The organism is Pasteurella oralis (assembly GCF_042681465.1).
Lineage (GTDB): Bacteria > Pseudomonadota > Gammaproteobacteria > Enterobacterales > Pasteurellaceae > Pasteurella > Pasteurella oralis.
The window spans coordinates 20,550-39,001 of sequence record NZ_JBHUFP010000004.1 but is presented as its reverse complement, the minus strand read 5'-3'; the positions used below and the strand labels follow the sequence as shown (position 1 = coordinate 39,001).

At 37.8% G+C, this 18,452-nt stretch carries 19 protein-coding genes; 11 read left to right on the top strand and 8 right to left on the bottom strand.

Annotated features, from left to right (window positions below; translation table 11 throughout):
- The first annotated feature begins 89 nt into the window (after positions 1–89).
- From tatA to ACFSAV_RS01890, 5 genes are all read left to right on the top strand, one after another.
- Positions 90–314, top strand: coding sequence for a Sec-independent protein translocase subunit TatA (gene tatA, locus ACFSAV_RS01910; protein ID WP_101774399.1), 225 nt, complete (start codon positions 90–92; stop codon positions 312–314).
- Entirely contained in the window at positions 314–874 is a 561-nt protein-coding gene (gene tatB / locus ACFSAV_RS01905; protein ID WP_379095579.1) for a Sec-independent protein translocase protein TatB, read from the top strand. Before tatA ends, tatB begins: the two co-directional genes overlap by 1 nt.
- Positions 874–1,623 (top strand): twin-arginine translocase subunit TatC, encoded by a 750-nt coding sequence (gene tatC, locus ACFSAV_RS01900; RefSeq protein ID WP_101774397.1) that lies wholly within the window; start codon positions 874–876, stop codon positions 1,621–1,623. Before tatB ends, tatC begins: the two co-directional genes overlap by 1 nt.
- A gap of 41 nt (positions 1,624–1,664) precedes the next feature.
- Positions 1,665–2,690, top strand: coding sequence for a porphobilinogen synthase (gene hemB / locus ACFSAV_RS01895; protein ID WP_379095576.1), 1,026 nt, complete (start codon positions 1,665–1,667; stop codon positions 2,688–2,690).
- Positions 2,691–3,071: 381 nt separating this feature from the next.
- On the top strand, positions 3,072–4,235 hold the full coding sequence (locus ACFSAV_RS01890; RefSeq protein WP_379095573.1) for a hypothetical protein: 1,164 nt from the start codon (positions 3,072–3,074) through the stop codon (positions 4,233–4,235).
- A gap of 269 nt (positions 4,236–4,504) precedes the next feature.
- Here the strand turns inward: ACFSAV_RS01890 and cysK are convergent, their stop codons facing one another.
- Both cysK and cysZ read right to left on the bottom strand, forming a co-directional pair.
- Positions 4,505–5,455 carry a cysteine synthase A gene (gene cysK, locus ACFSAV_RS01885; protein ID WP_379095569.1) on the bottom strand — a complete coding sequence of 317 codons (951 nt, stop codon included), beginning with the start codon at positions 5,453–5,455 and terminating at the stop codon, positions 4,505–4,507.
- Between the two features lie 114 nt (positions 5,456–5,569).
- Positions 5,570–6,385 carry a sulfate transporter CysZ gene (gene cysZ, locus ACFSAV_RS01880; protein ID WP_379095566.1) on the bottom strand — a complete coding sequence of 272 codons (816 nt, stop codon included), beginning with the start codon at positions 6,383–6,385 and terminating at the stop codon, positions 5,570–5,572.
- Between the two features lie 350 nt (positions 6,386–6,735).
- Here cysZ and zipA point away from each other — a divergent pair, with 350 nt between their 5' ends.
- Positions 6,736–7,785: a cell division protein ZipA gene (gene zipA / locus ACFSAV_RS01875; protein WP_379095563.1), complete on the top strand. Its 1,050-nt coding sequence runs from the start codon at positions 6,736–6,738 to the stop codon at positions 7,783–7,785.
- A 201-nt stretch (positions 7,786–7,986) separates the two neighbouring features.
- Here zipA and plsY read toward each other — a convergent pair whose 3' ends face one another.
- Positions 7,987–8,601 carry a glycerol-3-phosphate 1-O-acyltransferase PlsY gene (plsY, locus tag ACFSAV_RS01870; RefSeq protein WP_379095560.1) on the bottom strand — a complete coding sequence of 205 codons (615 nt, stop codon included), beginning with the start codon at positions 8,599–8,601 and terminating at the stop codon, positions 7,987–7,989.
- A gap of 105 nt (positions 8,602–8,706) precedes the next feature.
- Between plsY and folB the strand changes: the two genes are divergently transcribed.
- Positions 8,707–9,063 carry a dihydroneopterin aldolase gene (gene folB, locus ACFSAV_RS01865; RefSeq protein WP_379095557.1) on the top strand — a complete coding sequence of 119 codons (357 nt, stop codon included), beginning with the start codon at positions 8,707–8,709 and terminating at the stop codon, positions 9,061–9,063.
- A complete protein-coding gene (locus ACFSAV_RS01860) occupies positions 9,060–9,974 on the top strand; it encodes a DMT family transporter (protein WP_379095554.1) in 915 nt (304 codons plus the stop codon). The genes folB and ACFSAV_RS01860 overlap by 4 nt, the downstream gene beginning before the upstream one ends.
- Positions 9,975–10,101: 127 nt before the next feature.
- Here ACFSAV_RS01860 and ACFSAV_RS01855 read toward each other — a convergent pair whose 3' ends face one another.
- The 5 genes from ACFSAV_RS01855 to dapF all read right to left on the bottom strand — a co-directional run bounded on the left by ACFSAV_RS01855 (position 10,102) and on the right by dapF (position 14,117).
- Positions 10,102–10,524 carry a nuclear transport factor 2 family protein gene (locus tag ACFSAV_RS01855; protein ID WP_174674035.1) on the bottom strand — a complete coding sequence of 141 codons (423 nt, stop codon included), beginning with the start codon at positions 10,522–10,524 and terminating at the stop codon, positions 10,102–10,104.
- Positions 10,525–10,551: 27 nt separating this feature from the next.
- Positions 10,552–11,259: an HAD-IA family hydrolase gene (locus tag ACFSAV_RS01850; RefSeq protein ID WP_379095551.1), complete on the bottom strand. Its 708-nt coding sequence runs from the start codon at positions 11,257–11,259 to the stop codon at positions 10,552–10,554.
- Positions 11,260–11,268: 9 nt separating this feature from the next.
- A complete protein-coding gene (xerC, locus tag ACFSAV_RS01845; protein ID WP_379095548.1) occupies positions 11,269–12,156 on the bottom strand; it encodes a tyrosine recombinase XerC in 888 nt (295 codons plus the stop codon).
- A 38-nt stretch (positions 12,157–12,194) separates the two neighbouring features.
- A complete protein-coding gene (locus ACFSAV_RS01840) occupies positions 12,195–12,884 on the bottom strand; it encodes a DUF484 family protein (RefSeq protein WP_379095544.1) in 690 nt (229 codons plus the stop codon).
- 408 nt (positions 12,885–13,292) lie between these two features.
- Entirely contained in the window at positions 13,293–14,117 is an 825-nt protein-coding gene (gene dapF, locus ACFSAV_RS01835; RefSeq protein WP_379095541.1) for a diaminopimelate epimerase, read from the bottom strand.
- A 405-nt stretch (positions 14,118–14,522) separates the two neighbouring features.
- Between dapF and clpB the strand changes: the two genes are divergently transcribed.
- The 3 genes from clpB (at position 14,523) to ACFSAV_RS01820 (ending at position 18,375) form a co-directional block, all read left to right on the top strand.
- Positions 14,523–17,090 carry an ATP-dependent chaperone ClpB gene (gene clpB / locus ACFSAV_RS01830; protein ID WP_379095538.1) on the top strand — a complete coding sequence of 856 codons (2,568 nt, stop codon included), beginning with the start codon at positions 14,523–14,525 and terminating at the stop codon, positions 17,088–17,090.
- A gap of 163 nt (positions 17,091–17,253) precedes the next feature.
- A complete protein-coding gene (locus ACFSAV_RS01825; RefSeq protein ID WP_101774384.1) occupies positions 17,254–17,631 on the top strand; it encodes a thioredoxin family protein in 378 nt (125 codons plus the stop codon).
- 15 nt (positions 17,632–17,646) lie between these two features.
- Positions 17,647–18,375 (top strand): cytochrome c biogenesis CcdA family protein, encoded by a 729-nt coding sequence (locus ACFSAV_RS01820; protein WP_101774383.1) that lies wholly within the window; start codon positions 17,647–17,649, stop codon positions 18,373–18,375.
- Positions 18,376–18,452: the final 77 nt, after the last annotated feature.

Here is an 18,452-nt window from a genome sequence, read left to right as displayed (position 1 = left end):
TAAAATAATGTGAATTGGCTATTGTTCAAAAGCACTAAAACCGCTATATTCACGAACGTTCATTTTTTAAAACAAAAGAAGGAAAAAATATGGGTGGTATCAGTATTTGGCAACTACTTATCGTCGTTGCAATCGTCGTTTTATTATTTGGTACAAAAAAATTAAGAACGCTTGGCTCTGATTTAGGTGAATCAGTAAAAGGCTTCAAAAAAGCAATGGCAGATGAATCAAAAGATGCAGAATTCAAATCCTTAAAAGATGAAAGCGAAACTGCCGCAAACACTGAAAAAGCAAAAGATAAAGAACAAGCATAATGTTTGATATTGGTTTCTCTGAACTCTTTCTCATTCTTGTCATAGGCTTAGTTGTACTTGGTCCTAAACGTCTACCTGTTGCGATTCGTACTGTCATGGGTTGGGTCGCAACTATTCGAGGCTTAGCATCAAATGTACAAAATGAGTTAAAGCAAGAACTGAAATTGCAAGAACTACAGGAGAGTATAAAAAAAGCAGAAGAATTCAATTTAAAACAACTCTCACCTGATTTAAGTCAAACTGTCGAAGAGCTGAAAGCTTCTGCTGAAAAAATGCGTGCAGAACTCGAACAAAAAGCAGCAGAAACTAATACGACAATTGAACAACAAATCAAACAAATGAAAACAGCGGCAGAACAGTCAGTACAATCTTCTGAACTAAACGATATTGAATTGACAGAACATCAACAAGCTGAACTCTCTCCTGCTGAGCAAGCCGAATTAGCTGAAGAAAATGATGCGATGGCTCATATTCAGCAATATTATCCTGATGATGATAATGAATCTGTGCTTGCAGCTGAACTTAAACCTCAAACTGAAATTCAAGATAAGAAAGCATAATGAGCGTTGAAGAATCTCAACCTTTGATCAGCCACTTAATGGAACTACGTGATCGCTTATTGCGAGCGATCATTTTTGTAGCAGTAGTATTCTGCGGGCTAGTTTATTTTGCCAATGATATTTATAACTTTGTTGCTTCACCATTGGTAGAAGTGTTGCCATCAGGTGCCAGTATGATTGCAACCAATATTGCGACACCATTTTTTACTCCAATTAAATTAACCGCCGTTGTGGCTGTGTTTATTTCAGTCCCCTATTTGTTATATCAACTGTGGGCGTTTGTGGCACCCGCGTTATATCAACACGAAAAACGCCTTATTTATCCACTCCTATTTTCCAGTACATTATTATTCTATTTAGGTGTAGCTTTCGCTTATTATGTGGTGTTTCCATTAGTGTTTGGTTTTCTCACTAAAACTGCACCAACTGGTGTTGCTATCGCAACTGATATCAGTAGTTATTTAGATTTTGTGTTAACTATTTTTCTTGCCTTTGGTGTTTGTTTTGAGGTGCCTATCGCTATTATTTTACTTTGCTGGACAGGCGTCACTACACCGGAAGATTTAAAAGCAAAACGCCCCTATATTATTGTGGCAGCATTTGTTATCGGTATGCTACTCACACCACCAGACATTTTTTCGCAAACTTTACTCGCTATCCCAATGTGGTTATTATTTGAGTTAGGAGTGATTTTTGCACGTTTTTATCGTCCGAAAGACGACGCTGAAAATCCACAAATACATCAGTAAAAGGGGCAATCGCCCCTTTTTCTCATTAGTAAGGAGTAAATATGACTCAACAAATTTTTACAGGTTTCCCCCAACGCCGTTTACGTCGTATGCGTAAACAAGACTTTAGCCGTCGCTTGATGGCAGAAAATAAATTAACAGCCGATGATCTTATCTACCCTGTATTTATTCTCGAAGGTGAGAACTATCGTGAGCCTGTGCCTTCTATGCCCGGTGTTGAGCGTTTAACTATCGATCAACTGTTAATCGAAGCTGAATTATTAGTCAAATATGGTGTTCCCGTAATTGCCCTTTTCCCCGTAATTGAACAACAAAAAAAATCCTTAATGGCGGAAGAAGCTTACAACCCTAATGGTCTAGTGCAACGTGCAGTAAAAGCCTTAAAAGCAAAATTTCCGACCCAACTTGGTGTATTAACTGATATCGCACTTGATCCTTATACTATTCATGGTCAAGATGGCATTATTGATGAAAAAGGTTATGTGTTAAACGATATCACGAGTGACATCTTAGTGAAACAAGCGCTTTCCCATGCTCAGGCTGGTGCTGATATCGTCGCGCCAAGTGATATGATGGATGGTCGAATTGGTAAAATTCGTCATGCACTTGAACAAAATGGCTTCATCAACACATTAATTATGGCGTATTCTGCTAAATATGCCTCTCACTATTATGGTCCATTTCGCGATGCAGTAGGCTCTGCGGCTAATCTAAAAGGTGGTGATAAAAAAACTTATCAACTTGACCCAGCTAATAGTGATGAAGGTTTACAAGAAGTTGCTTTAGATCTACAAGAGGGGGCAGATATGGTCATGGTTAAACCGGGTATGCCTTATTTAGATTTAGTTTATCGCGTAAAAACACATTTTGGTGTGCCAACTTTTGCCTATCAAGTTTCAGGCGAATACGCGATGCACCAAGCCGCAATTCAAAATGGTTGGCTGAAAGAAAAAGAATGTATCATCGAATCACTTCTTTGCTTCAAACGTGCAGGCGCAGATGGAATCTTAACTTACTACGCCAAACAAGTCGCAGAATGGCTTTACTTAGAACAGCAGCATCAATAAGTAATAGTAATAGCAATATCAACGTCTAAATAAAAGTGCGGTCAAAACTTTTCAAATTTCGACCGCACTTTTTCAAACCCCATCTTTAAATTTATATCCCTTACTCACACCTAAAATTTGAATCACATTTTCACAATAACAATGATGCCACTGTCTCTTTGTCATCTTCACCAGCCCTAATGCATTCTTTAATTTCCTAACAACGTCTAATTTTTAAACAAAGAATAATGATAAATCATAATAAATACTCATTTAAATTAGATAATATCTAATTTAGTCCCGTAAAAAGCATAGGTAAAACCAACAAAAAAGTGTAAAATACTTAAGCATCATAAAGGAAACATGATGCGTTGTTTTATTAATTATAAAAGGAACTTTACAATGAAAAAATCTATACTCAACGTGAGCCTATTAGTGGGTTTATCTACTCTATTTGTCGCTTGTGGAAGTCATCATCATGCACAGGCAAAACAGAAACCACAAACTTCCCCTCAAACAAATAATTCAACTCAATCTCAACAGCCTTCGCAAACAGATACACAATCTGATCAGCGCAATAATCAGCCGCAAAATCCCCCGCCACCTGCTCCTGATAGCGAACAAACTCCCCCAAGCATGCTTGATGACTCGGTCAAAACAGAGAATGATTCTCATGATACTCAATCTATGAATGAAAATACTCAACCCAATACGGAGCAACAGTCAGAACAACAAGCAGGTTCCAATGATATGGGAACCCAACAGCAACAAGATGAAAATACGAATAGACCTAAACGCGAAGTTCCACCACGAGAGGATATGCTTTCTAAACCTGTACTATTAAATGATGAAACATTACAAGCGAATTGGGAGGCTGGAGCATGTGACTCTATCAACAACTGTTATCCTAATGAAGAAAAACCCAATAGTATAACTATTAAGAGTTCAGAAAATGCTTCTGAAGCAACGACAATCTCGCTTAATTTCGGTGAAAATACAGATGAACAGAAAAATTACAAATTCACTTTATTGGGTGAAAATGGTACGGGAGCTGTTTACTATGGTCATCGCTCCGATCAACATCAGCAGGAAAATGAAAAATTATCAGAAATAGTTTATGGCAAAAATACTGACCTCATTAATAAAAATGCTCTACCATCAACATATAGTGCAAAATATCAAAAAACTAATGGATTTATTTATATGCCATTCTTAACAGATCAAAACATGCCAACCCCTAGTTATGCGGATATTTATCTAACGTATAAAAATGGGAAAGCAGAAGGAAAAATAATTAAATCGAATGAATCAGATCCTCTATTTAACATTAATAATGCAAGTAAAAATGTTGATAATACAGATACACTAACTATCACACCAACAAATAATAATCCAGATCTTCAATCAGAAGATAAGGCTATATTTACTATTTACTTTCTAAATTCTGCAAAAGAAAAAAACGATCGCAAATATATAGCAGGCTCTGGTTCAGGAAACAAATGGACAGGTATCCTTGTTGCAGAAAAACAAGACACCAATTCTACAACAACACCAAAAGCCCCTTAAATAAAATATCATTGATAGCCTAAGCTTTAGCTTAGGCTATTTTTTAGGCATTAAAAAGTAAGGTAAGAATAGAATATTAGCATGGAAACTTGCGCCAATAATAAGATCGATAAAACGATGTGATAACATAAAGCCCAAGCTATAGCTCAAGTATTACCCATAAGCAAAATGAATCGATTGTCTCATTCCTCTTGTTCATCATAGAAAAGTGCGGTCAAAATTTTCCAAATTTCGACCGCACTTTCTCTTTGTATAGATTCAGTGAGTAATTAAGCTTCAATCCCTTCAAACATAGCTGTACTTAAATAACGTTCAGATGCAGAAGGCAGAATGACCACAATCAGCTTATCAGCAAATTCAGGTAATTTGGCTAAACGATCTGCGGCGGCAACTGCCGCACCAGAAGAAATGCCCGCTAGAATGCCTTCTTCTGCCATTAAACGGCGTGCAGTTTCAAGCGCTTCCTCGCTACTAACTGTTTCAACACGATCAACTAAACTCAGATCTAAGTTTTGTGGGATAAAACCCGCCCCAATACCCTGAATTTTATGCGGTGCGGGTTGTGGTTCTTCGCCAGCTAAAGTTTGTGTAATAACCGGCGATTCCGCAGGTTCAACTGCAACAGAAACAATTTGCTTGCCTTGCTCTAATTTAATATAACGGCTAGTACCCGTAATTGTGCCACCTGTACCCACACCTGCGACTAATACATCAATTTTTCCTTCCGTATCACGCCAAATTTCAGGTCCAGTTGTTTGTTGATGAATTGCAGGGTTAGCTGGATTCTCAAACTGCTTTAACATGATATAACGGTTGGGATCAGAAGCGACAATTTCTTCCGCCTTAGCAATTGCGCCTTTCATCCCTTTAGCACCTTCAGTCAACACTAAATTTACGCCTAAACCACGTAATAAACGCTTACGTTCCGCACTCATGGTTTCTGGCATAGTCAAGGTGATTTTATAACCACGCGCAGCTGCGACATAAGCCAGCGCAATGCCTGTATTACCACTCGTCGCATCTACAATTTCCTTATCTTGCGTAAGCTGCCCGTCTTTTTCCGCCTGCCACACCATATTCGCACCAATACGGCATTTGACACTAAAGCTAGGATTACGTCCTTCGACTTTAACTACAATATTGCCATTTTGACCGAAATGTTTCAGGCGTACTAATGGCGTATTGCCAATTGAATAAGAATTATCTGCGTAAATAGTCATCTTGTTTTCCCTTTTTGTTCAATCCATTGAAAATGATGTGTTAAATATAGGCTATTTCTAACATAAGTTTACGCCCCCTAAAAATAGCCATTTGCTATATTTTATAACTAAATACTATTTCACAAGTTGTGAACCTGTAGCACTTAATTCCGTTCCTGTATTAACTGCTGATACTTGCTTATGCAATGCTAAACGATCACGGAAATGCTCAACCCACATCGCAGTCGCACCACAAACCGCTACAGGAATCACCACTAAATTGACTAATGGAATAAAAGTACACAGCATCACTAAGCCACCAAAAGTTAAACTTAAAGCCCGTTTATCAGCAAGCTCCGCTTTCATCACAAAAAACGGCACTTTATGATTATCAAAAGGATAGTCACAATACTGAATCGCCATCATCCATGCGGTAAAGGCTGTTGTAATGACTGGGATAATACTTTGTCCTAAAAAAGGAATAAATCCTAATAAAAACAAAACAATCAACTTAGGTAAACTGTACATTAGCTTTTGCCATTCACGCGCTAACATACGGGGAATATCCTTAACAAAATCCCATGCGCTTCCTTCAATAATACTTTCACCCGTCAACATTTTTTCTACTTTTTCCGCTAATAAACCATTAAATGGGGCAGCGATGAAACCAGACAGTGCAGTAAAAATAAAATAGAAAAAGATCAAAATCATTAAAATTGACAGCACGAGTAAAATCGCACTCAACCAACTTAGCCATTCAGGAATGTAATTCATCACGCTATCAATCATGCGCTCAATTTGAGTAATGAACAACCAAAATAAGCCTGTCAGTAATACAATATTTAACAAAATTGGCATGACGACAAAACGACGCAGCCCTTTTTGGCGAATTAAATGCCAGCCCATCATAAAATAATGGATACCTTGTTTCACTTCAGATTGTTGTAACATCATCACTCCCAGTAAATTTATAAAGCAGTTAGGATACAAAGTGCGCTGAAAAAAATCAATTTCCCAGTGTTTTGTTCACAGTTGTTCCCGTTTCAAAACATAATGAAAAATGCAAATGAATAACTCTCGTCTATCAACAAGCATATCCATCTCCTCTTTTTACATGCAAAAATTATGCAATAAATAATAGAAAATCCACTTTTTCATCATACTTCAATACCGCTGTTCGAACAGATGAATTTTAGCTATTTTCCAATGAAAATCTTCAAACAACAAATGTTCAACAAGCCTTAGAAAATATGATAAGCTTATGCCAATTTTATCCTTTTAATAATGGCGAGGAATGGGTAATGGATTTAAATACAATTTTAATTATTTTAGGCATTATCGCTTTAGTTATCTTAGTGGTACATGGACTGTGGGCAAACCGCCGCGAAAGATCACAATACTTTAAAAGCGCAAATACCTTTACTCGAGATTCTCGTTTAAGAGAACCACCAACTCATATCCAATCGCCAAACACTACAGAAGTCAATTCAACAGACTCAAATACAGCAGGAACAAATAGTACTGGTACTGTATCAACCCCTGCACCATCGTCTACACAACCAAGTCATGTTGCGACGCAAACCGAACCTACGCCAGAACAACATGCTTTTACTTTTGAAGCAGAACAGCAACTTGCTCATGAACAACAAGCCGTCGAGCAAGCTGTCGAAAATATTAAAATCAGCCTTCCTAATCCTGAACAACCTATTTACCAAGCGAGTGTTGAGCCAATTTCACAAACCCCATCCCCTGCCTTAACAACTATTGCAGAAGTAGAAAACTATGCTGATCAGGAAGATGGGATCGATACCCATTCTGATGAATTACGCCAACAATTAGCTGAACTTGCACAACAATCACCTTCTGTCACTCTTGCCTCATTACGAGAAGAAAGCGAAATGGCTGAAGAAAAACGCCATGAAACTAAAGTTGAATCCAAATCAGAGCCAAAAGAGCCTGCTTCTTTTGTGATGATGTATGTCGTCGCGCCTGAGAATTATGAATTCCAAGGGGCAAAATTAGCTAAAATCCTTGATGAATTAGGTTTCTTATTTGGTGAACATAATATTTATCATCGCCATGCGGATTTAAGCGTTAATAGCCCTGTCTTATTTAGCGTGGCAAATATTCAGCAACCTGGGACTTTTGATTACAATATGTACGATTTCTCAACTGTTGGTATTGCATTATTTATGCAGTTACCTTCTGAAGGAAATGATTTAATGAATTTACGTATGATGATCCGCGCAGCGAAAAGTATCGCAGAAGAACTTGGCGGCTTTGTATTAACAGATAAACAAGAAATGTTTGATGATCAAGCTGAACAAGCTTATTTAGCACGGGTTAGATAATCGCAAAATTTACTCAAAAGTGACCGCACTTTTATGGCTTCTCAACAAGTAAGTTCGTCTTAAAAACATTTAAATTAATCTTATTTCATACACCATGTTAGAAAAAGCAGACTACTAGTCTGCTTTTTTACTTTTAATATCTCTTTCTGACTGTCTATTTTTAATCTGAAACGCATGAATAACTCAAATGGCTTTAATTACTCATTCTTTTTGCGCGCTTTTATTTTTTAATTTACGCCATACCTTATCTTCTTGCCCACGCCATAAACGTTGAATGTTATCATGATGGCGATAAATTAATAAACAGCAAACCAACGCCACAGGAAAAGTAAATTCGGGCTTAAACCACCAAACATAAAAAGGCACTAGAAGCGCCGTTAATACTGCACTTAAAGAAGAATAACCGCTGATTAAAAAGACAAGTAACCAAGTGCCTAACATTGAGCCAGCGACTCCCCATGAAATAGGTGCAATTGCGCCAAATGCAGTTGCAACGCCTTTACCACCTTTAAACCTAAAAAAAATAGGGAAAATATGCCCTAAACAGGCACCTAACGCGACCATGCCTAGTTCAAAGTGAGTTAAGCCTAAATAATAGCCTAACCACACAGGTAACATGCCTTTTAGCATATCAAATAACAACACACTTAACGCAATCCAACGTCCACCAATACGCAAAACATTAGTTGCACCGGGGTTATTTGAACCACTATTTCTTGGATCAGGCAAACCAGCTAAACGACATAACAAAATCGCACTTGAAACGGAGCCTAATAAATAGGCAATGACCATATAGAAAATCGCGAACAGGCTCATTGGTTAGTCCTTGGGGATGGCAAAAGATGAAAAATATGTTCGTCTATTGTACATAAACTTGATAGCATAAGCCTACTATATTTTTCGATTAGAAGGAATAAATGAATGATTGATCACATTTTCATTGAAGAACTGACTGTTTTCGCTCAAATTGGGGTATATGATTGGGAACAACAAATTAAACAAAAACTAGTTTTTGATATTGAAATGGCTTGGGATAGCCAAAAAGCCGCTGCAACAGACGATGTGCAATATTGTTTAAATTATGCCGAAGTCAGTGAGTTTATTATTAATTATGTCCAAGCTAAACCTTTTCTTCTTATTGAACGTGTTGCCTACGAAGTAGCAGAACAATTACAACAACGCTTTGGCATTCAAGGGTTGCGCTTAAAATTAAGTAAACCTAAAGCTGTCGCCCAAGCAAAAAATGTTGGCATTATCATTAAACGTGGTAATTTATGAGAAAAAAGCAGGGATATGGTTATTTTTGCTTGATTTTAGCCACTCTGTTTTGGGGTGGTAACTATCTTTTTGGCAAAATACTGAGTAATGATATTGTGCCAATTGTCTTAAATTATACACGCTGGCTGCCTGCCGCTTTTATTTTACTCTTTCTCTTTGGCAAGAACTTACCCACATATTTTCCACTTATTCGGCAAAATTGGTTAATTTTGACCGCACTTGCCTTATTAGGCATCGTGATTTTCCCCGTCTTTCTATATCAAGGTTTGCAGACAACCACTGCGCTGAATGCCAGTATTTATCTTGCGGTTGTCCCTATCGTTGTCCTATTTTTGAACCGTTTAATCTTTGCTGATCCAATTCGCCCTATGAGCTTATTTGGTGCGATAACCAGCCTTGTGGGTGTCCTCTGGCTGCTCAGTCATGGTGAACTCAGACGTTTATACCAACTAGCTATTAACCAAGGTGATTTATGGGCAATCGGCTCTGCGCTGAGTTGGGCACTTTATTGCTGTATTATTCGATTAAAACCTGTCAGCTTGCCTAATGCAATGATGTTAACTGCACAAGTCAGCGTTGCAATGTTACTTTTCACACCCGTTTTTATTTGGCAATACTTACAACTAGACCACAATTTCATCTCAAAGCTGAATAGCCATCAATACTGGATTATCAGTTATTTAATTATCGGTCCCTCCATTCTTTCTTACGCGCTCTGGAATTATGGCATTTCAATTGTTGGTGGCGCAAAAGGCGCAGCTTTCACTAATGCAACCCCTTTATTTGCGGCAATATTCGGTATTTTAGTTCTAAATGAACAGCTACATACTTATCATATCGTCAGTGCTTGCTTGATTGTGATTGGATTGTGGCTGTGTAATAGAAAGGCACGAGATGAGGAGATAATATAAACGACTCATTTGATATATTAAATGACGATCATAAACAGATAAAACCTGGCCTAATCAATAATCAAATCGTTAAATCTCAACACACACTGTTAAAAATCAGCAAAATAAGTCTTAATAACAAACAAAATTACAACCAAGCAACTTTGCCATCTCTAAATTGTGGTTCATCCCCTTTTTCATAGGGATTATAATGGTTTTGCTTACAACCAAACTCTTTCAAAAATATGATTTGATTAGTTTCAGTCCATTCAATAAGTGACATGCCATCAAACGCTTCTACCTTGCCATTATCCATCTTATCTTTAAAACACCATTCCACAACCGTTTGATTCCCGTAGTGAAAATATTGTTTAATCGTCCAACTTAGTACTTTGCCTCGTTGGTTCCACTCTTCGAACCAATGTTTAAGTATTTTTCGATTACTATATTGCGGTCCCCAACTTTCGATGTAGATCACCTCCTCTGCAAAAATTTGGGCGATACCTAAATCTTTTTGCTGTAACCACATCTCAAACCATAATTGAATTCTTTTTTCACGCTCTTTCAACATATTTCACACCAATTTATTCTAGAGGAATCATGACAACAACAGTAACTGCTCTAATTCTGTAATTTCTAATGTGGGCAACAAAGTTGCTTGTGGAAAATCACTCATCGATTTACCTGATACGTTAATCCAAGCTGCTTGACAGCGAGCTTGAATAGCCCCTTTCACATCCGCAATTAAGTTATCTCCGACATGTAAAATTTCTTGCGGTTGAATACCAAATTGTTGTGCAGTTTGCTGAAAAAGATCGGAATGCGGTTTAGCTCTCCCCTGTTCACCACCACGCAACACCAAATCAAATTGTGGTAAACCAATACGTGATGGCTCAACATTGCCGTTAGTAATCGCGACTAACGGATATTTTTCTTTCAAAGCATTTAACACTTGCTGACTTTGTGTCGGCACATCAATTTTATGGCGCCATTCAATAAAAAGTGTCATAGCATTTCGGCAAATTTGTTCAATTTCTACCGCACTTTTGTGATAAAACGTTAATAATTGACGTAAAGTTTCAATTCGCCAAGCCACTACGTCTTCACAGCCTACTGGGTCTTGCTGTTCAACAGTAAGCTTCCAAGTTTGCCATTCAGCTTGGGAGAACTGAAGCTGACTTTCTTGTCTGACTTTTTCTAAAAAATGCGCTTCAGCTAAACGAATCACTTCAGTGTTATCATAAAGGGTATCATCTAAATCAAAACTGATTAATTTAAAAGGATGGAAAGTGCGGTAGAATTTCATGGAATTTTCCTATTTTTTACGTTTAGCACGAGGGTGCGCAGAGTCATATACATCGGCAAGATGTTGAAAATTCAGGTGAGTATAAATTTGAGTGGTCGATAAATTACTGTGTCCTAACAACTCTTGTACCGCACGTAAGTCTGAACTGGCTTCTAGCATGTGCGTAGCGAAAGAATGACGTAGTTTATGTGGATTTAAATGGCTATTTAATCCCTGTTTAATCCGCCACACTTCTAAACGTTTTTGAATTGCGCGGTGTGTTAAACGGTTTCCCAACTGGCTGACAAATAACGCTTCATCTTTTGGATTAAACAGCACTCTTACTTTCAACCATTGTTGAATGGCATTGGAAGCATAACGCCCAAAAGGTACAATGCGCTCTTTATTTCCCTTACCAATCACACGTACCTCACGCACTCGAGTATTAATACTGTTTAAATTCAATCCCTGTAGCTCTGACAAACGTAATCCAGAACTATATAACAACTCTAACATTGCGCGATCACGAATATCAATCGGCTCTTTACTGTCATTAGTCAGTAATTTTTGCACTTGTTCTGCATCAATATTTTTCGGCAAATGACGACCTTGTTTCGGCGCTGAAATTCCAGTTGCAGGATTGACTTTCAATTGGCCTTGCTGCACTAAATAAGATAAAAATTTACGTAACGCAGATAAACGTAATGCCAAGCTTTTCTCATGTAAACCTTCTTTCTTACTCTGTGCCAAAATAAAACGTACTACGCTTGGCGACACGGATTGCCAACTTGTGATGCCATTTTCAAGTAACATTTCAACAATACGCTTAAGTTGACGTTGATAATTACTTAAAGTATGCGGGCTTACTTGACGCTCAATACGCAGATAATTCCAATATTTTTCTAACTGTATTTGCATATGAACAAACTCTCTTTAATCCTGTTTAAACCTAGTCACTAACGTTTAAAATTATTGACCCAACGTCCTAAATGTAACTCAACAATATCAACCAAATGTTTCAAAAATTCAGTATCTTGTCCATTATGAAAATGACGTTCATCTCGCGCCGCAAACAGCAAAAGTGCGGTCGGTTTTTGTCGAGTTTTGCTGCCCAATAAACAACAAGCCACCGAACCAATCGGAAATTCCTCTGGCAAAAATAGCATGGTTTTTTCTTTATGTGTCATTTGCCCTAAATAAAAACGGCGCAAACCAAAACGTTCCAAACGTACTATTTCAAACGCTTTGCGATCTAACCAAACCGCCTCACTCAGACTTGAACGTTTTTCCCATTCATCCGTAAATAACAAGATTTTGGCTTGTTGTAATTCAAATTTCTTTACCCATTGATTGAGTTTATGAATACCTTGTGCAAGATTATTTGCCTGAGAAAGTTGTTGCTGAAGCGGTAATAATCCCAGAAAAATATCACTATTTTGAATCGCTAACTGAGTAAATTTGGCTAATTCTGCCTCAAGTTCTTTAATACGCTGGCGCTGGCGTTCAAGTTGTAATTCGATAAGGGAAAGCGTGTTTTTTTGTGAACAATGTAGATTGAGATGATCGAGCAACTCAGGATGATCGAGAAAAAAATCAGGATGTTGAGTTAAGTAATCCGCTATTTGATCATGAGTTAGGTTTTGCATAGTGTTTATTTACCTGTTGTTTCGCTTACGGAGCAACTTACTTTTACTTATCAGCTTGATATATTGTGCTTTTTTCTCAGCAATATTTAAATTTTAGCTTTTACTTTTTCTATTCTTAAAGAAAAGTAAACGAAGGGAGAAAAAATATCCCCATATAAGTTCCCCGAATGTAGCACGCATTTTTAGGCAAGTTAGACTGCGTAGTATTCAGTGCGAAGACAGCTCACTTTATGTAAACAAATGCATTTGGAATGAGGAAAAGGAACTTAGCTAGGATGTATTGGCTTCGCCTACTTTTGTTCTGTGCAAGCAAAAAAGCAGGTCGCTCATTCAAACAAAATATGATGTGATAACGAAAAAATATAGCTATATTTTTCACTAAAAATCACAGTAAAAAGCAAAACCTTTCTATAACCTTATCACACCATCATACACATGTGTTGCTTCGCCAGTCATAAATAACGGCTTACCAACACCTTCCCATTCAATCAATAAACTCCCACCGGGTAAATCAACTTGTACTTTGTTGTCTAATAAACCTTGCATAATACCTACAGCAACTGCCGCACAGGCACCACTGCCACAAGCTTGAGTTTCGCCGGCACCACGTTCATAAACACGTAATTTAATATGCTTCCGACTCACAACTTGCATAAACCCAGCATTAACACGTTCTGGAAAGCGTTCATGCTTTTCTAACAATGGACCTAATTGTTCAACATTTGCTGTTTGAATATCTTCGACTTGGACCACACAATGTGGATTGCCCATTGAAACGGCACCACAAAGGACGGTTTGGATATTCGTACGTAAAATATAGTTTTTTTCAAATTTATTTGCAGTAAAAGGGATTTTTGCAGGTTCCCAAATAGGTTCACCCATATTGATACGCACTTGATCATTTTCCAGCACATTAAGAACCATTTTGCCAGTCTGCGTACTCACGGAAATTTCTTTTTTATCAGTTAACCCCTTTAAAAGCACAAAACGTGCAAAACAACGCGCCCCATTACCACATTGTGCGACTTCACTGCCATCTGCATTAAAAATACGATAATGAAAATCTAAATCAGGATCATAAGGTGGTTCGACGACTAACATCTGATCAAAACCGATGCCACGATGACGATCAGCTAATCGCTTAATTGTTTCTACCGAGAAATATAAGTTTTGAGTTACTGCATCGACCACAACAAAATCATTGCCTAAACCGTGCATTTTGGAAAATTGCATTTTCCTATCCTTTATAAAAACTGTTAATTGCTTGCATTATAACAGTCAGGAAAAATCAGTAAACAGAACGCAGAATTTCAAGTGCAGAATATTGTGTTATCCGAGATCAATTATTGGAAAATCAAATTTGTTCTTAAAACGTTATCCTGTTCAAATTCTAGTACCTTTTTGTTGTATAGTTAGCGAATAACATAATACAAACTACGCTAATATGTTATTTGCCACTTAAAGATTAAAAATACATCAAAATTTAATCTAAACTATTAAAAAATAAAATTTAATAGGTATTTCTTAAAATATTCTTTATTTCCCCTTGAAAAATCAAAAAATGCGCTTATTTAATCCTTGTGAATCGAGGGGATATTGCCCTCCAACTTAACAGAGAAGCAAAAGAGGAAATGGAATATGAATATCGAAAAATTTACCACAAAATTTCAACAAGCTATTAGCGAAGCACAATCTCTAGCGATTGGCAAAGATAATCAATTTATTGAACCAGTTCATTTATTAACCGCATTATTAAACCAACAAGATGGCTCTGTTGCTCCAATTTTAACCGCAGCAGGCGCAAATCTCGCTTTATTACGCAATGAATTACATGCCGAGCTGAATCGTTTACCGCAAGTATCTGGTAACGGTGGTGATGTACAAGTTTCACGTAGCTTAATCAATTTATTAAACCTTTGCGATAAACTCGCACAGCAACGCCAAGACAAGTTTATCTCTTCTGAACTGTTTTTATTAGCCGCATTAGAAGACAAAACATTAGGTGAAATCTTCAAAAAGAGCGGTGTCAAAAAAGAAAATTTACAACAAGCAATTCAGCAAGTACGTGGAGGTCAAAATGTCAATGATCAAAATGCGGAAGAAAGCCGCCAAGCATTAGATAAATATACGATTGATCTCACCGCGCGCGCTGAAAGTGGCAAACTTGATCCAGTGATTGGACGTGATGAAGAAATCCGTCGTGCTATCCAAGTACTACAACGCCGTACCAAAAATAATCCTGTGTTAATTGGTGAGCCAGGTGTCGGTAAAACGGCAATTGTTGAGGGCTTAGCACAGCGTATCGTCAATGGTGAAGTACCAGAGGGCTTGAAAAATAAACGTGTGTTGTCATTAGATATGGGAGCATTAATTGCAGGTGCTAAATATCGTGGTGAGTTTGAAGAACGTTTAAAAGCAGTATTAAACGAACTGGCTAAAGAAGAAGGACGCGTCATTTTATTCATCGATGAAATTCACACAATGGTTGGCGCAGGTAAAACTGATGGTGCAATGGATGCAGGTAATCTGCTTAAACCAAGTTTAGCACGCGGTGAATTACATTGTGTGGGTGCAACTACATTAGATGAATATCGTCAATATATTGAGAAAGATGCGGCACTTGAGCGTCGTTTCCAAAAAGTATTTGTCGGTGAACCAACAGTAGAAGATACCATTGCCATTTTACGTGGACTAAAAGAACGTTATGAAATCCATCATCATGTACAAATTACCGATCCAGCAATTGTGGCAGCAGCAACGCTTTCCCACCGTTATATTTCTGATCGCCAATTGCCAGATAAAGCTATTGATTTAATCGATGAAGCTGCATCAAGTATCCGTATGGAAATCGATTCTAAACCGCAGCCATTAGATCGTCTAGAACGCCGTATTATTCAGTTGAAATTGGAACAACAAGCATTACAAAAAGAAGATGATGAAGCGAGTCGTAAACGTTTAGATATGCTTGAAAAAGAATTAAGCGAGAAAGAACGTGAATATGCAGAGCTAGAAGAAGTATGGAAAGCTGAAAAAGCTGCACTTTCAGGCACACAGCACATTAAAGCAGAGTTAGACAATGCCAAAATCCAAATGGAACAAGCCCGTCGTGCCAGTGATTTTGCTAAAATGTCAGAATTACAATACGGCGTGATTCCAGCATTAGAAAAACAACTTGCTCAAGCTGAATCGGCTGAAGGTAAAGAAATGACCTTGTTACGTTATCGTGTGACGGATGAAGAAATTGCAGAAGTCCTGTCACGTGCAACAGGTATCCCAGTTGCGAAAATGATGGAAGGTGAAAAAGAAAAACTACTACGTATGGAAGAAGAATTGCACAAACGCGTAATTGGACAACATGAGGCAATTGAAGCTGTTGCAAACGCGATTCGCCGCAGCCGTGCTGGCTTATCCGATCCAAATCGTCCAATTGGTTCGTTCTTATTCTTAGGACCAACAGGGGTTGGTAAAACTGAATTATGTAAAACGCTAGCCAATTTCTTGTTCGACGATGAAAATGCAATGGTCCGCATTGATATGTCTGAATTTATGGAAAAACATAGCGTTTCTCGCTTAGTCGGTGCGCCTCCGGGTTATGTTGGCTATGAAGAAGGGGGATATTTAACTGAAGCAGTGCGTCGCCGCCCTTACTCTGTCATTTTGTTAGATGAGGTTGAAAAAGCACATCATGATGTATTTAACATTTTATTACAAGTGTTAGATGATGGTCGCTTAACTGATGGTCAAGGTCGTACAGTCGATTTCCGTAATACCGTTGTGATTATGACGTCGAACTTAGGCTCACACTTAATTCAAGAAAATAAAGAGTTGGATTACGACAGCATGAAAGAGCTCGTCATGTCGGTGGTAGGACAACATTTCCGCCCAGAGTTCATTAACCGTATTGATGAAACTGTGGTATTCCACTCATTAGGCAAAGAAAACATTCGTGCAATTGCAACAATCCAATTGACACGTTTAATCAAGCGTATGGAAAGTCATGGTTATCAATTGCATTTCACCAATGCCTGCTTAGACTTCATTGGTGAGGTTGGTTATGATCCAATTTATGGCGCAAGACCATTAAAACGAGCAATTCAACAAGAAATTGAAAACCCATTGGCACAACAAATTCTATCAGGCAAACTGTTGCCAAATAAAATTGTCACTATTGACTATGTTGATGGAAAAATTGTTGCCAATCAATAAGTTGCTTATAGCAAGTACTAGCCCAATGCCAACACATTGGGCTTTTTTGCTCAAGTGCGGTCTATTTTAACAAAATTTCTGTAATGAATTGCCTAATCTTTCGTCTAATTCAATAGATTCTTTAATCAGATAATTCGTTACAACTATCATAAGGAGAAACAACATGAAAAAAATCTTCACATTACTAGCGACACTATTCGTATCAATGCAAACTTTTGCTGTAGAGTTTAAACCTTTTGAGCAGGCTGCCTTTGAAAGTGCACTACAAATGAACAAACCTGTCTTAATTGATGTATATGCCGATTGGTGCCCAACTTGTAAACGTCAATTAAAAGTTTTAGAACCGATGTTACAAGAAGAACAGTTCAACGATTACACCGTATTTAAAGTTGATTATGATGAACAAAAAGATGCATTAAAAAATTTCCAAGTCACTCGTCAAAGCACTTTAATTCTGTTTAATGAAGGAAAAGAGTTACGTCGTAGTATTGCAGAAACAAACGAAACACGTTTACGTCAATTTATTACTCTCTCTGAATAACTTGGAGTCGCTTATATGGATATTAGCTTAACAGTATTAGCACTCAGTTTGTTGGCAGGATTATTAACGACACTTTCACCTTGCGTTTTGCCTATTTTGCCGATTGTCGCCTCCTCAGCAATGGCAAAACGTAAAATTGGTTTATTTACTCTTGCGTTTGGGATGGCAATTTCTTTCACGCTTGTTGGTACAGTTATTGCCTCTATCGGATTGGCACTGGGTTTAAATAGTGAATATTTACGCTACGGTGCGGCAATATTAATGTTGTTGGTTGCGCTTTGGTTACTCAGCAGTCGCCTACAAGCTATTTTTAGTCGTTATACTTCAGCATTAAGCGGTCGTGGCGAAGCATGGTTAAGTGGTTTTAATCCAGAATCTGCCACTGGGCAATTTCTAGTTGGTTTATTGTTAGGCATTGTTTGGGCACCTTGTATTGGTCCAACTCTAGGTGCGGCAATTGCACTTGCCAGTCAAGGAGAAGCACTTGCTAGCGTCGCTTTAGTCATGGTGATTTTTAGTTTAGGTGCTGTCATTCCATTAATTGCGATTGGCTTACTTTCACGTCAATTTTTCCGTGAAAAACGCGAAAAACTGGCTGATGCAGGACAGAAAGGGCGTAAAATCATGGGCTGGAGTTTACTGGCGGTTGGTTTACTAGTGTTAACAGGATTTGATAAACAAATTGAAATTTGGTTAGTCGAATTAAGCCCTGCTTGGTTAACTGACTTAACTACCCGCTTCTAAATTAGAGGTTCAAAGTGCGGTAGAAAATGCAAAAATTTCACATAAATACTTCCTACTAATGCAAAATCAGGGTAGAC

Excerpts from the sequence above, each read along its gene's own strand:
- tatA (WP_101774399.1), top strand. The coding sequence starts at position 90 with ATGGGTGGTATCAGTATTTGGCAACTACTTATCGTCGTTGCAATCGTC.
- tatB (WP_379095579.1), top strand. The coding sequence starts at position 314 with ATGTTTGATATTGGTTTCTCTGAACTCTTTCTCATTCTTGTCATAGGC.
- tatC (WP_101774397.1), top strand. The coding sequence starts at position 874 with ATGAGCGTTGAAGAATCTCAACCTTTGATCAGCCACTTAATGGAACTA.
- hemB (WP_379095576.1), top strand. The coding sequence starts at position 1,665 with ATGACTCAACAAATTTTTACAGGTTTCCCCCAACGCCGTTTACGTCGT.
- ACFSAV_RS01890 (WP_379095573.1), top strand. The coding sequence starts at position 3,072 with ATGAAAAAATCTATACTCAACGTGAGCCTATTAGTGGGTTTATCTACT.
- cysK (WP_379095569.1), bottom strand. The coding sequence starts at position 5,455 with ATGACTATTTACGCAGATAATTCTTATTCAATTGGCAATACGCCATTA.
- cysZ (WP_379095566.1), bottom strand. The coding sequence starts at position 6,385 with ATGTTACAACAATCTGAAGTGAAACAAGGTATCCATTATTTTATGATG.
- zipA (WP_379095563.1), top strand. The coding sequence starts at position 6,736 with ATGGATTTAAATACAATTTTAATTATTTTAGGCATTATCGCTTTAGTT.
- plsY (WP_379095560.1), bottom strand. The coding sequence starts at position 8,601 with ATGAGCCTGTTCGCGATTTTCTATATGGTCATTGCCTATTTATTAGGC.
- folB (WP_379095557.1), top strand. The coding sequence starts at position 8,707 with ATGATTGATCACATTTTCATTGAAGAACTGACTGTTTTCGCTCAAATT.
- ACFSAV_RS01860 (WP_379095554.1), top strand. The coding sequence starts at position 9,060 with ATGAGAAAAAAGCAGGGATATGGTTATTTTTGCTTGATTTTAGCCACT.
- ACFSAV_RS01855 (WP_174674035.1), bottom strand. The coding sequence starts at position 10,524 with ATGTTGAAAGAGCGTGAAAAAAGAATTCAATTATGGTTTGAGATGTGG.
- ACFSAV_RS01850 (WP_379095551.1), bottom strand. The coding sequence starts at position 11,259 with ATGAAATTCTACCGCACTTTCCATCCTTTTAAATTAATCAGTTTTGAT.
- xerC (WP_379095548.1), bottom strand. The coding sequence starts at position 12,156 with ATGCAAATACAGTTAGAAAAATATTGGAATTATCTGCGTATTGAGCGT.
- ACFSAV_RS01840 (WP_379095544.1), bottom strand. The coding sequence starts at position 12,884 with ATGCAAAACCTAACTCATGATCAAATAGCGGATTACTTAACTCAACAT.
- dapF (WP_379095541.1), bottom strand. The coding sequence starts at position 14,117 with ATGCAATTTTCCAAAATGCACGGTTTAGGCAATGATTTTGTTGTGGTC.
- clpB (WP_379095538.1), top strand. The coding sequence starts at position 14,523 with ATGAATATCGAAAAATTTACCACAAAATTTCAACAAGCTATTAGCGAA.
- ACFSAV_RS01825 (WP_101774384.1), top strand. The coding sequence starts at position 17,254 with ATGAAAAAAATCTTCACATTACTAGCGACACTATTCGTATCAATGCAA.
- ACFSAV_RS01820 (WP_101774383.1), top strand. The coding sequence starts at position 17,647 with ATGGATATTAGCTTAACAGTATTAGCACTCAGTTTGTTGGCAGGATTA.